The sequence below is a fragment of the Massilia paldalensis genome, from assembly GCF_044901715.1.
GTDB lineage: Bacteria > Pseudomonadota > Gammaproteobacteria > Burkholderiales > Burkholderiaceae_D > Telluria > Telluria paldalensis.
The window spans coordinates 1308136-1320731 of record NZ_JBJCIU010000001.1; the positions used below are offsets into that span (position 1 = coordinate 1308136).

General features: G+C 69.2%; 11 protein-coding genes. 6 read left to right on the plus strand and 5 right to left on the minus strand.

Translation table 11 applies throughout. The annotated features are described in order from the left end of the window. Positions 1–7 precede the first annotated feature (7 nt). Together ACI1V7_RS05800 and ACI1V7_RS05805 are read left to right on the plus strand one after the other, a co-directional pair. Positions 8–520 carry a ferritin-like domain-containing protein gene (locus ACI1V7_RS05800; RefSeq protein WP_404530793.1) on the plus strand — a complete coding sequence of 171 codons (513 nt, stop codon included), beginning with the start codon at positions 8–10 and terminating at the stop codon, positions 518–520. Between the two features lie 146 nt (positions 521–666). Continuing rightward, on the plus strand, positions 667–1644 hold the full coding sequence (locus ACI1V7_RS05805; RefSeq protein WP_404530794.1) for an IS1595 family transposase: 978 nt from the start codon (positions 667–669) through the stop codon (positions 1642–1644). 31 nt (positions 1645–1675) lie between these two features. On the opposite strand, the gene ACI1V7_RS05810 is transcribed toward ACI1V7_RS05805, so the two are convergent. Then, positions 1676–2893: a YeeE/YedE family protein gene (locus ACI1V7_RS05810; protein ID WP_404530795.1), complete on the minus strand. Its 1218-nt coding sequence runs from the start codon at positions 2891–2893 to the stop codon at positions 1676–1678. A gap of 238 nt (positions 2894–3131) precedes the next feature. Between ACI1V7_RS05810 and ACI1V7_RS05815 the strand changes: the two genes are divergently transcribed. Beyond that, on the plus strand, positions 3132–3983 hold the full coding sequence (locus tag ACI1V7_RS05815; protein WP_404530796.1) for a creatininase family protein: 852 nt from the start codon (positions 3132–3134) through the stop codon (positions 3981–3983). Next, positions 3980–5266, plus strand: a complete 1287-nt coding sequence (locus tag ACI1V7_RS05820) for a YncE family protein (protein WP_404530797.1) — start codon at positions 3980–3982, stop codon at positions 5264–5266. The genes ACI1V7_RS05815 and ACI1V7_RS05820 overlap by 4 nt, the downstream gene beginning before the upstream one ends. A 12-nt stretch (positions 5267–5278) precedes the next feature. Here the strand turns inward: ACI1V7_RS05820 and ACI1V7_RS05825 are convergent, their stop codons facing one another. Next, positions 5279–5965 (minus strand): trimeric intracellular cation channel family protein, encoded by a 687-nt coding sequence (locus ACI1V7_RS05825; protein WP_404530798.1) that lies wholly within the window; start codon positions 5963–5965, stop codon positions 5279–5281. Between the two features lie 275 nt (positions 5966–6240). Between ACI1V7_RS05825 and ACI1V7_RS05830 the strand changes: the two genes are divergently transcribed. Continuing rightward, positions 6241–6936, plus strand: coding sequence for a hypothetical protein (locus ACI1V7_RS05830; RefSeq protein ID WP_404530799.1), 696 nt, complete (start codon positions 6241–6243; stop codon positions 6934–6936). Between the two features lie 36 nt (positions 6937–6972). Here ACI1V7_RS05830 and ACI1V7_RS05835 read toward each other — a convergent pair whose 3' ends face one another. Together ACI1V7_RS05835 and ACI1V7_RS05840 are read right to left on the minus strand one after the other, a co-directional pair. Continuing rightward, the gene (locus tag ACI1V7_RS05835) at positions 6973–8244 is read right to left on the minus strand and encodes an aminotransferase class V-fold PLP-dependent enzyme (RefSeq protein WP_404530800.1); all 1272 of its coding nucleotides are present in this window, start codon (positions 8242–8244) and stop codon (positions 6973–6975) included. Then, complete coding sequence (locus tag ACI1V7_RS05840) at positions 8241–10622, minus strand: TonB-dependent receptor plug domain-containing protein (RefSeq protein ID WP_404530801.1); 2382 nt, start codon at positions 10620–10622, stop codon at positions 8241–8243. The genes ACI1V7_RS05835 and ACI1V7_RS05840 overlap by 4 nt, the downstream gene beginning before the upstream one ends. A 207-nt stretch (positions 10623–10829) precedes the next feature. Between ACI1V7_RS05840 and ACI1V7_RS05845 the strand changes: the two genes are divergently transcribed. Next, on the plus strand, positions 10830–11216 hold the full coding sequence (locus ACI1V7_RS05845; RefSeq protein WP_404530802.1) for a hypothetical protein: 387 nt from the start codon (positions 10830–10832) through the stop codon (positions 11214–11216). A gap of 4 nt (positions 11217–11220) precedes the next feature. Here the strand turns inward: ACI1V7_RS05845 and ACI1V7_RS05850 are convergent, their stop codons facing one another. After that, the gene (locus ACI1V7_RS05850; protein ID WP_404530803.1) at positions 11221–12594 is read right to left on the minus strand and encodes a nucleobase:cation symporter-2 family protein; all 1374 of its coding nucleotides are present in this window, start codon (positions 12592–12594) and stop codon (positions 11221–11223) included. Between the last annotated feature and the right edge of the window lie 2 nt (positions 12595–12596).

The following is a 12596-nucleotide window of genomic DNA, read 5'->3' on the forward strand; positions in this document are numbered from 1 at the left end:
GAACGCAATGACGACGACGGCAGACGAGAACCTGAACGACTGGCTGCGCGATGCGCACGCCATGGAACAGCAAGCGGAAAAAATGCTCAAGGCGCAAGCCGAGCGGCTGGAACACTACCCGGCACTGCGCGAGCGCATCGTGCAGCACATCGAGGAAACGCGCTGGCAGCAGGGTGTGCTGGACGAGATCCTGGGCCGGCGCGATATCAGTAATTCCGTCGTGAAAGACCTTGGCGGCAAGTTGATGGCCATGGGCCAGGCGATCGGCGGCATGACGGCCAGCGACGAGGTCGTCAAGGGCACCATGGCCGGCTATGTGTTCGAGAACATCGAGATCGCCACCTACACGACCCTGATCGCGGCGGCCCAGGCCGTCGGCGACACGGCCACGCAGACGGCGTGCGAGCAGATCATCGTGCAGGAAAAGGCGATGGCCGCCTGGCTGCTGGATCACATGCCGGAAGTCACGCAAGCCTTCCTGGCACGTTCGGCGACGCCGGGCGCGACGGCGAAGGTCTGACGTCCGCTGGACGGCAATGAAAAAGCCGCGGCCGTTGAAGCAACGGGCCGCGGCTTTTTATTTGGCGCTGTTCGCATTAATTATGTGAACCGGACGCTATCTCTGCGGTCTTACCCACGGTCGAGGTAACTCATGGGGAAACCGCAATGCGCAGCATGCCGTTCGATGACTTGTTCGCTGCCCTGGAGCGCTTGTCACTAGGTATCGACGATCTGGCGCGGCTGCGCCACTGGCTGGCCTCCATCGCGCATCCGGGCGAGTGCCTGGCCGTGATCGCAGGCGCGGTCGGCACGCCCCCATGTCCCCATTGCGCCTGCCCCCGCGTACACCGCTGCGGCCACGCCAGCGGCTTGCAACGCTTTCGTTGTTGCCGCTGCCGGCGCAGCTATAACGCCTTGACGGGAACGCCGCTCGCGCGGCTGCGCAAGAAGGAACAATGGCTGCCTTACCTGCAGTGCCTGCTGGAGTCGCGCACGGTGCGCGATGCCGCCACGGTCACCGGCGTTCACCGCACGACCAGCTTTCGCTGGCGTCATCGCTTTCTGCCGGGTGCCATGCACGAGCGACCCGCGCGATTGTCGGCCATCGTCGAAGCGGATGAGACGTACCTGCTCGAATCGCAGAAGGGCTCGCGCCACTTGACTCGGCCGCCGAGGAGACGGGGTGGCGTGGCCCGGCATCGCGGAATCAATCGCGAGCACGACTGCCTGCTGGTAGCGCGCGACCGCAGCGGCCACACGCTGGATTTTCATACGGGCCGGGGCCCCGTCACGGCAAGCCAGCTGGCGCGGTGCCTGGGACCAGTCCTGGCTCAGGACGTGCTGCTCATCAGCGATGCGGCGCTCGCCTACCGGACCTTCGCGGCGAAGGCAGGATTGAGCCATGAAGCGGTGAATGTCAAAGCGGGCGTCCGCGCACGTGGCGCGCTTCACATCCAGAACGTGAACGGATGGCATAGCCGCTTCAAAACCTGGCTGCTGCGCTTTCGTGGCGTGGCCAGCCGCTATCTCGTCCATTACTCCGGATGGCAGCGCATCCTGGACGACAGGTACCTGACGACACCGACCTTGCTACTGCGCGCGGCGCTGCGCTGCCGCCAAGCTGCCCGCACCTTACATAACTAACGCGGACAGCGCCTTTTATTTGGCCAGGGAGTCAGCAGGCGGTCGGCTTCACGCGCTCGACCTCGAGCCCGAACAGCGGACGCAGGCGGGTGCCGAAGACGTTGCCCGCGAACGCCGCCACCAGCCACAGCCAGCCGTGCAGGCTGCCCGACACGATGCCGCTGAAATAGGCGCCGATATTGCAGCCGTAGGCCAGGCGCGCACCGTAACCCAGCAGCAAGCCGCCGACGACGGCCGCGATGAAGGAGCGCAGCGGGATGCGCCAGACCGGCGCGTAACGGCCGGCCAGCGCCGCCGCCAGCATGGCACCGAGCACGATGCCGATGTCCATCACGGACGTCACGTCCTGCGAGATCGGCGCGGCCAGCGCGGCGGCGTTGGCCTTGGTGGACCAGTAGGTCCAGCTCGCGGTATCGATGCCGACGGCGGCAGCGGCTTTGGCGCCCCACAGCGCGAACGCCGACGTCACGCCCCAGGGACGGCCCGACAGCGCCAGCGTGGCGAAGTTCAGCACGACGAGGGCGAGGGCGCCGGCGGCCAGCGGCCACGGGCCGTGCAGCCAGGGCGACACGTGCTTCGGCTGCGTGTGCGACGCGACCAGGCGGCCGTGGCGGCGCTTCTCGACGACGACCGTCACGGCCACGATCAGCGCGAACACGATCCAGTTGAGCACCAGCGCGGGCGCCAGGCCCAGCGTGCCGACTAGCGAGATCGGCTTCAGTTGCGGCAGCGACGTCCAGAACGGCATGTGCGCGGTGCCGATGAGGGAGCCCACGATGAAGCCGATCAGCGTGACGATCATGCGCGTGCTGCCACCGCCGACCGTGTACAGCGTGCCGGAGGCGCAGCCGCCGCCCAGCTGCATGCCGATGCCGAAGATGAAGGCGCCGACGATCACGGAGGTGCCGGCCGGTTGCACGAGGCCGGTGACGGGATTGCCGAACAGCGTGCCGGCCGACAGGGCCGGGAAGAACAGCGCGACGCCGACGGCCAGCATCAGCATCTGGGCGCGAAGGCCGGCGCCGCGGCCGTCCGCGATGAAGACGCGCCAGGCCGAGGTGAAGCCGAACGCCGCGTGGTACAGGGTGACGCCCAGCAGGGCGCCGACGACGTACAGGGCGGCCTGGCGCGGGCTCACGGCCTGCGCCAGGTACCAGGCCCCGAGCACGATCAGGAACAGCGATACGCCCAGCGGCTTCGGCGTGATGTCGACGCGCGGACGCAGGGAGGGAGAAGCGGAATTGGACATGAGGGTTGCTGCCAAATGACGTAATCCACCATTTTCCCTCGTTTTCCCCTTTTCTGCAGGCGGTCCCGCGATTTGCCTGGGACGCGTGCAACGCGCGCGCGGGAAACGCGCCCGCCGCCCGTCCGGATGCAGCGAACCGAACGTTACAGCTTGTCCATCATTGGCGCCCGTCCGCCCCCTTGGCCTACAATGGTGTTGACGTCGAGCACTATCGGGAATGTGAACAATGCGGGAACCAATGCTTCACCTGCGGCGCGGACGGCTGGCCGCGCTGGCATGGGCCGTCGCCCTGGCGGCTGGCGCCGCGCACGCCGGGGGCGGTGCCGCCAGCGTCTATGTGGAAGAGCTGACCTCGCCGGAACTGGCCGCGCGCATCGCCGCCGGCACCACCACCGTGCTCGTGCCCATCGGCGGCACCGAGCAGAGCGGCCCGCACATGGCGCTGGGCAAGCACAACGTGCGCGCCCGCGTGCTGGCCGGCCGCATCGCCGAGCGCCTGGGCGACGCCGTCGTCGCGCCCGTCATCGCCTACGTTCCCGAAGGCGCGATCGCGCCGCCCCAGGGCCATATGCGGTTTGCCGGCACGATCTCGATTCCCGAGGCCGCGTTCGAGACCGTGCTGGAAGCCACGGCCAGGAGCTTCTGCGCGCACGGCATCCGCGACGTGTTCTTCCTGGGCGACCACGGCGGCTACCAGGCCGGCGAGCAGAAAGCCGCCACGCATCTGGCCCGTGCGGCCGGCGCCGGACCCGCATGCCGCGCGCATGCGCTGGGCGCCTATTACGAGGCCACGCAGGACGGCTACGTGGCCGACCTGAAGCGGCGCGGCCACGGCGACGCCGAGATCGGCCTGCACGCCGGCCTCGCCGATACGTCCCTCTCGCTCGCCATCGACCCGTCGCTCGTGCGCCAGGACCAGCTGGCCGCCGGCGCCAGGGCCGGTGTCGCCGGCGGCGTGCGCGGCGACCCGACCCGCGCCACGGCCGCCCTCGGACAGCTGGGCGTGGCGCGCATCGTCGATGCCTCCGTCGCCGCGATCCGCGCCGCGCGGCAAACCAAGTCACCCGAACACCCGTCCAAGCAACCGTGAACAAGTCCATCGTGTCCTCCAAGCGTACCGCCGGCGCCTGCCTGGCGCTCATCGTGGCCGGCTCCGCCATCGCCGCCGCCATCGCCGCCAGCCCGGCGGCGACACCCTCCGCCGCCTCCAGGTCCGCCCCGGTCGCCACCGTGCCCGGCATGCCGCCCGTCGTCGACGCCCGCAACCTCTACAGCGAGATCGGCCCGGCGCACCTGTCCGCCGCCGTCCGTGGCGACCTGGAACGGATCTACGTGCCGAACCTGCGCACCAACGACGTCAGCGTCGTCGATCCCGCCACGCTCAAGGTCGTGGACCGCTTCAAGGTGGGCGAGGCGCCGCAGCACGTGATTCCATCGTGGGACCTGCGCACGCTATGGGTTGCGAACAATGCCGAACGGCGCAACGACGGCAGCCTGACACCGATCGACCCGCGCACGGGCAAGCCCGGCAAGGCCCTCGCCGTCGACGATCCCTACAATATGTACTTCACGCCGGACGGCCGTTCGGCCATCGTGGTGGCCGAGGCGCGCCACCGGCTGGATTTCCGCGACCCGCACACGATGGCGATGCAGTACGCGATCGACGTGCCGCAGTGCGGCGGCATCAACCACGCCGAGTTCTCGATCGACGGCCGCTACGCGCTGTTCACCTGCGAGTTCGACGGCGGCGTCGCCAAGATCGACATGGTCGCCCACAAGGTCGCGGGCTACCTGAAGCTGACGATGCCCGCGACGCGCCTGCGCGAAGGGGCCGGGACGGGCATCCCGGGCATTCCCGGCGCCGACGAGGTGTGCACGGCCAAGAAGGGGATGCCGCAGGACGTGCGCATTTCGCCGGACGGCAAGCGTTTCTACGTGGCGGACATGGATGCGGACGGCGTGCACGTGATCGACGGCGCCAGCTTCCGCCAGGTCGGCTTCATTCCAGCCGGCCTGGGCACGCACGGCCTGTATCCGAGCCGCGACGGCCGCTTCCTGTACATCGCCAACCGCGGCACGCACCGCATCCACGGCAAGCGCCACGGACCGGGCAGCGTGGCCGTGATGGACTTCGCCAGCGAGAAGATCGTGGCGCGCTGGACGATCCCGGGCGGCGGCAGTCCCGACATGGGCAACGTCAGCGCCGACGGCCGCTGGCTGTGGCTGTCGGGCCGCTTCGACGACGTCGTGTACCGCTTCGACACCCGGGACGGGAGCGTGCGCCAGGTGAAGGTGGGCGGCGAGCCGCATGGCCTGACCGTGTGGCCGCAGCCGGGCCGCTATTCGCTGGGGCACACGGGCAACCTGCGCTGACGCAGGGCTGGGTCAGCGCCGCTCGGCCGCGTCGGCGTCCGCCGCCGCCTGCGCGGACGCGCGCGCGACGGGCAGGTGCCAGTCGTAGCGGATCGCGGCCAGGCGCAGGCCGAAGCACAGCGCCGCGCCGGCACAGGCGCTCGCCGTGCTGGGCAGGCCGAGGGCGGCGCCGGCCACCACGACGCTGGCGCCGGCCAGCGCCGCCACCGCGTAGATCTCCGCCCGCAGCACCGCCGGAATCTCGGACAGCAGCACGTCGCGCGCGACGCCGCCGCCCACGCCCGTCAGCATCCCCAGCAGCGCCGCCATCACGGGTTCCAGGCCGAACACGAGGGCCTTCTGGGCGCCGGCCACGCAGAACAGCGCCAGCCCGGCCGCGTCGAACAACAGGACGGGATGGCGCAGGCGCTTGATGACGGGGTACCAGAAGAACATGAGGGCGCCGGCCAGCAGCGAGACGGCCAGGTAGCGCCAGTCGCGGATGGCGGCGGGCGGCGTGGCGCCGATCAGCAGGTCGCGCACGATGCCGCCGGAGTTGGCGGCCACGAAGGACAGCACCAGCACGCCGAACAGGTCGAGCCGGCGGCGCACGCCGGCGACGGCGCCACTGAGCGCGAACACGAAGGTGCCGAGCAGGTCGAGCGTCAGCACGAGCGTCCTGAGGGCGGCGGCGACGTCGAGGGGAGGGACGGCGAACATGGAGAGGCGGGATCGAAAAGCGCGCAGTGTACCGCAAACGTCGCGGCTTTTCTTCGCTGCGGCGTTCCGGCGCGTCGCCCGGCGCGATGCGTTCGATGCGGCCCTGCGCGCATAACGGCACCTCGCGAGGTAGCGCACGCCCGCGCGCGGTCCATGCCGCCGCTGGTCCCGTCGTCCGCATGGCGAAAGCGAACTACGCTGAATTCTTGCGTAGACAAAAGAAAGAAGAAACAATGTTATCTTTCATGTCACATCGACTTGTTCAAGGAGCCTCCATGTACCGAACCCTGTCCCAAGCCTGGCTGTCGCTTGCCCTTGTCGCCGGCTTCCTCCTGTCCGCGGGCGCCAATGCCGGGCCGGCAGACGAACTGGCAGGTCACTATTACCTCGAAGGGGGGCGCAGCGAAGTCGGTTCCGAGCTGCTGCTGCGGAAAGACGGCACGTTCGAATGGGCGCTCATGTACGGCGCCGTGGACCAGGGCGCCCGTGGAACCTGGGCGAAGAAGGACGATCGCGTCGTGCTGACGCCGACGCGTGCGGAAGAGCCGGTGTTTCGCCTGTTCCGCGACGACGATTACAACGCCACGGAGCCGGTGGAACCGGGACGCTGGATCGCCATGGTCGGCGTGCCGCACGTGGGGCCGATGGGGGATGTCGAGGTGCGTTTCGAAGCGCGTTCGGGCAAGACCGCGAGCGCCGTCAGCGAGGAGAACGGCGCTGCCATCGTCGAGATGCCGGCGAGCGAAACATGGACGCGCGCCGGGCTGGGCCGCGCCGGCAGCGCGGCGCCGTTGCAGTGGTTTTCCATCGATGCCGGCCGCGCGCAGACGCGGCTCGTGGGCTTTGCGTTGACCAATGTGGAAGCCCTCCAGAGGGCGCCGTTCTCCAAGCTCGCGCTGCGCGTGGGACCCGACGGCCTGGTCGTCGACGATCCGGACAGCGGCTTGCGTGGCACATATGCGAAGCACTGAAGCCAGGCACTGAACCGACGAGCCGGCGCGAAGCGCTTATGCCTTCAGTGCCGCCGCCAGCCGGTCCATGTGCTCCAGCGGGGTGAAGATCGCTGGCGTCACCCGCACGCAGGCGCCCGACGCCAGGCCGTCGCGCATCACGGTAAAGACGCCGTGCTCGGCGAGCAGGCGTTTGGCCAGCGCAACGTTGTCGGCGACGGAAGTCCGGCCGCGCACGCGGAACGAGGCGATGGCGCTGGTCAGGCGAGGGTCGGGCGAGGCCAGGACATCGATGCCGTCGATGCCGCGCGCCGCTTCCACCCAGCGGTTGCGCAGCAGGCGCAGGCGCGCCTCCTTGTTGGCCACGCCGATGCGCTCGTGGATCTGCAGCGCCAGCGGCAGGGCCGCATAGGCGGCGAAGTTGACGGTACCCGTGTGCACGCGGGTGCGGATGTCGTCGCCGTCCGCCTCGCCCATGTACGGATCGATGTCGCGCACGCGGCCCTTGCGGATGTAGGCGGCGCCCACGCCCACCGGCGCGCCGATCCACTTGTGCAGGTTGATGCCGGCGAAGTCCGCATCCAGGTCCGGGATGCGCATGTCCAGTTGGCCGAAGCCGTGCGCCGTGTCGACGATGGCGTCGATGCCGCGCGCGCGTCCCATGCGCACGATCTCGGCCACGGGCAGCACGGTGCCGTTGCGGTGGCTGACGTGGGTCAGCAGCATCAGGCGCAGGCGCGGATGGCGGTCCATCGCCTGGGCGTAGCAGTCGATCAGCGACTGCCACGTGGCCGGCTCCGGCAGGTCGATCCGCACGACATCGACGCCGCGCCTGGCCTTCAGCCAGTGCATCGCCGCGATGGTGCTGTCGTAGTCGGCGTCGGCGCACAGCACCGTATCGCCGGGACGCAGGCGGTGGTAGCCGCCGATCAGCGCCTGCAGCGCCTCGGTGGCGCCGCGCGTGAGCACGATCTCGTCACGCCCCACGCCGAGCGCGCGCGCCGCGGCCGTGCGCGCCGCCTCGAACGCGGGCGGGAACTCGCGCCGGCCGTAGTAGGCGTTGCCGCGGTTGGCCGCCGCCGTGTGGCGCTGGTAGGCGTCCAGCACGGGCCGGGCCATCGAGCCCCAGAAGCCGTTGTCGAGCATCGCCACCTCGTCCGTGACGTCGTACAGCGCCGCCACCTGGCGCCACCAGGCCGCGTCGGAAGCCAGCGCCGCCGGCGCGAGGTTCGTCGCGGGCAGGTCGAAGGTCGTGGCGTGCGCCGCTGCCAGCGGCAGCAGCGCGCCGGCGCCCAGCAGCGCGCGCCGCTTCCGGTCCGGGGCGTTCAAAACTTCACCGTCCAATCGACGTACAGGTTGCGGCCATCCGTGTCGTACGGGGCGTTGCGCGAGTAGATCAGGCCGCGGCTGGCCTGGAACACGGCTTCGTCCGGATACTTGTCGAGCACGTTGTCGATGCCGAAGCGCAGCGTCTGCCTGGCCGTCAGCTTGACGCTCGCGGCCAGGTCGAGGAAGTTCATGGCGCCGAAGCGCTGGAAGATGTCGCCGGTGGCGTTGCCCGTGCTGTCCGTCCAGGAACCATAGTGGCGCACGCGACCCAGCGCGCTCCAGGCGCCGCGTTCGTAGGTGGTGCCGAACGTGGCTTTCTGGCGCGGCAGGCGTTCCTCGAACACGATGCGCTGGCTGGGATTGGTGGCGATGCTGGACTTGCCGCCGTCGACCTTCGTCCGGTTGTAGTTCCAGGCCAGCGTCGCATTCAGGCGGCCTTCGCCCACGCGGCGCAGGTAGTTGCCGACCAGGTCGACGCCCTGGGTGGTGGTGTCGAAGTCGTTGGTGAAGTAGGTGACGGACGTGTAGTGCAGCGGATTCGCCACGCCGGCCGGCACCGCGAACGAGGCCGAGGTACTGAAACGGTCGCGTACCGCGATGTCGTAGACGTCGATGGAGCCGGACAGGCCCAGCGCCGTCTTCCAGGCCAGGCCCAGCGACAGGTTCTTCGATTTTTCCGGCTGCAGCGGCCTGGCGCCGAGCAGGACCGCCAGCGGATCGTTGTTCGACAGGCGTCCGCTGGAAAACACCAGCAGCGTCTTCGTGTCCAGGCCCTGGCTCGTGCTGTTGGTGTTCAGCTGGCCCGGAGTCGGCGCGCGGAAGCCCGTGGAGTAAGAGGCGCGTACGGCGACGTCCGGTGTGATCTCGTAGCGGCCGGAGACCTTGCCGTTGACGGTGTTGCCGAATTCCGAGAAGTCCTCGTAGCGCAGCGCCGCGCCGAGCGTGAAGCGTTCCGTCAGCGGCGCCTCGACGTCGACGTAGGCCGCGTAGCTGTCCTGGTCCCAGCGTCCCGCCTGCGTGTTCGAGAAGCCGGGCGCGCCGTTGGCGTTGGCATCCAGGCCCACGGCGGCGCCGGGGCCGACGGCATAAGAGGCCGGATCGCCCGCCTTGACCGCATAGCGTTCGTTGCGGTACTCCGCGCCGAAGCCCACGTTGACGGGCTGGCCCAGCGCCGGGACGTTCCACGCGTAGTTGAAGTTGGCGTTGACGAGCTTTTCTTCCTGCGTCAGGCGGCCCAGGTAGAACGCCGTGGGGCTTTGCGGGCCGAGCGAGGCGTTGATGGAGTTGTGCAGGCCGTAGTCGATGCCGTTGCGGCCGTACGAGGCGCTCACGTCCCACGACAGTGCCAGCGTGGCATTGCCGCGCACGCCCGCGACGACCTGGGCATCGTAGGACTTGTTCGTGTACTGGGGGCTGAAACCGAGCGGATAGATGCTGCGCACGTCCCAGCCGGGGAACACGGTGGTGGTCTTGTAGACGGAGGTCGAGGTATCGGGGTTGCGCCAGTTGAAGTCGGACACGCCGTCGCTGTGCGCGAACAGGCCGTAGCCGTAGGCGGTGGCGTCGCCGCCGAGGCCCGTGCTGGCATTGAAGCCGATGCGCTGGCTCTCGAGTTCCGGCTGGCCCCAGCGCTGCACGGGGTTCGGCACGGACAACTGCGGATGCGCGGCCTGGAAGGCGATGGCATCGGGGCGCTGGCGCGTGCGCGAGGTGGGATCCGACTGCGCCGCTTCCGCGAACACGCTGGCGCGGCCGCCGTTGCCGAAGGCGAAGCCGTACTTGGCGCGCACCTCGTTGGCCTTGCCGTCCGCTTCGCCGTACTGCGCGTGCTGGACCGTCACTTCCGCGCCGAGCGTGTCGTCGAGGATGATGTTGATGACGCCCGCGATCGCATCGGAACCGTATTGCGCGGACGCGCCGTCGCGCAGCACCTCGATGCGCTTGATGGCGCTGGTCGGGATCTGGGCCAGGTCCGGCGCCTGCGCGCCGCGCGCACCGAGCAGGGCGCTGCGGTGCAGGCGGCGGCCGTTGACCAGCACGAGCGTCTGGTCCGGCGACAGGCCGCGCAGCGTGGCCGGACGGACGAAGACCTGGCCGTCGGCCATCGGCAGGCGCTGCACGACGTACGAGGGGACGAGCTGGGCCAGCACGTCGTTCAGGTCCGACGATTCGACGGCGGCGATTTCCTCGCGCGTGAACACGTCGACGGGGGCGAGGGTGTCGAACTGGGTGCGGTTGCTGGCGCGGGTACCCGTGACGATCACGGATTGCTGGGCGGCTGCGCCGGCGTCGGACAGCGTGTCCTGGGCCTGGGCTGCATCGAGGGCGCCGCACGCGCACAGGACGGCGGCGGCTAATTGGGTTCGTTTGGAATTCATCGACACGGTTCTTGGTTGAGCGGGAAGTGTCCCGTTCCCGGCGCGTCCGCAGGGCTTGGGCGACCGCTAGGCTAACCGTGCAATATTGCAAGAACATGAATGCGGAGAGAACGTGCGATGGCTCCTACACCAGCCTTGCGTCCAGTCCTATTGGAAAACACGCAAGTCGAACCGATATGACAAGTTCAACATGCCGAGGAGATCACGATGAGCAAGGACCAGCAACGAGGACAGGAACAGGGCCAGCAGCAGGGCCAGCAGCAGGGCCAGCAGCAGGCCAACCAGCAGCAGGACAGCCAGCAGCGCGACCACCAGCAAGCCACGTCCGGCATCCACAGCAATTTCGCCCATGCCTCGCCCGAGAGCAACGTCAACCCGCCGGGCAAGCCGCTGAACAGCCATGGCAGCGCCGTCGAACCGGTCGCGGGCGGCACGCAGGGCGGCTTCGAGGCGAGCCGCAATGCCCAGCAGGCGACGCTGGACGGCGACAGCACGAACTACGCGCCCGGCAGCCGCCAGGGCACGGAAGCGAGCGACGAGCAGACGCTGCAACCGGCCAACGCCGACCAGGACCAGAGCCGCCGCGACAGCTGACCCGTCACGCGGGGCGCTGCTCCGCCGGCAGGAACCAGTTGAGCAACAGCGCGCAGATGCCGCCGGTGGCCACGCCCGACTCCAGCACATGGCGCAGCGCCGCCGGCATGTGCGCGAGGAATTCGGGCACCTGCGACACGCCCAGGCCCAGCGCCAGCGACACTGCGATGATCAGGAGCGCGCGCCGGTCCAGCGTGACGCTGGCGAGGATGTTGATGCCGGCCGCGGCCACCGCGCCGAACATCACCATCGCCGCGCCGCCGAGCACGGGCTCCGGCACGGCCTGGATGACGCCGGCCACGCCGGGGAACAGGCCGAGGACGACGAGGAACAGCGCGATCCACATGCCCACGTGGCGGCTGGCGATGCCCGTCAGCTGGATCACGCCGTTGTTCTGGGCGAAGATCGAACTGGGGAAGGTATTGAAGACGCCGGCCAGCAGCGAGTTGGCGCCGTTCACCAGCACGCCGCCCTTGATGCGGCGCATCCATACGGGCCCCTCCACGGGCTCGCCCGATACCTTGCTCGTCGCCGTCACGTCGCCGATCGCTTCCAGCGAGGTGACGAGGTAGATCACGATCATGGGCACGAACAGCGACCACGAGAAGCCGAGCCCGAAATGCAGCGGCACGGGTACCTGGAACCAGGCCGCTTCGCGCATGCCCGTGAAGTCCAGCCGCCCCAGCGCGGCGGCGAGCGCGTAACCGGCGAGCAGGGCGATGACGATGGCGCCGCTGCGCATCCATGGCACGGGCACCCGGTTCAGGACCACGATGATCGCGAGCACGACGCCCGAGAGCAGCAGGTTCTCGCCGTTCGCGAACGTCCCCTTCGCCATGGCGCCATAGCCGCCCCCCATGCTGATCAGGCCGACCTTGATCAGCGTGAGGCCGATCATCAGCACGACGATGCCCGTGACGAGGGGCGTGATCATGCGTTTCACGAAGGGCAGCACGCGCGATACTGCCATCTCGATAAACGAGCCGGCCACCACCACGCCGAAGATCGCCGCCATCACGCCTTCCACCGGCATGCCCTGCTTGACCATCAGGCTGCCGCCGGCGATGAGGGGGCCGACGAAATTGAAGCTCGTCCCCTGCACGATCAACAGGCCCGCGCCGAACGGGCCGATGGGGCGGCACTGCACGAAGGTGGCGATCCCGGAAATGACGAGCGACATCGAGACGATCAGGTTCGTGTCGCGCGCCGGCACGCCCAGCGCCTGGCAGATCAGCAAACCTGGTGTGACGATGGGAACGATGATCGCCAGCAGGTGCTGCAGGGCGGCCAGCATGCCGACGAGTGGGGCGGGGCGGTCGTCGAGGCCGAGGACCAGTTCGGGATGCGGGGCTTCCGGTGCAGAGGAGCGCGGATTCATGG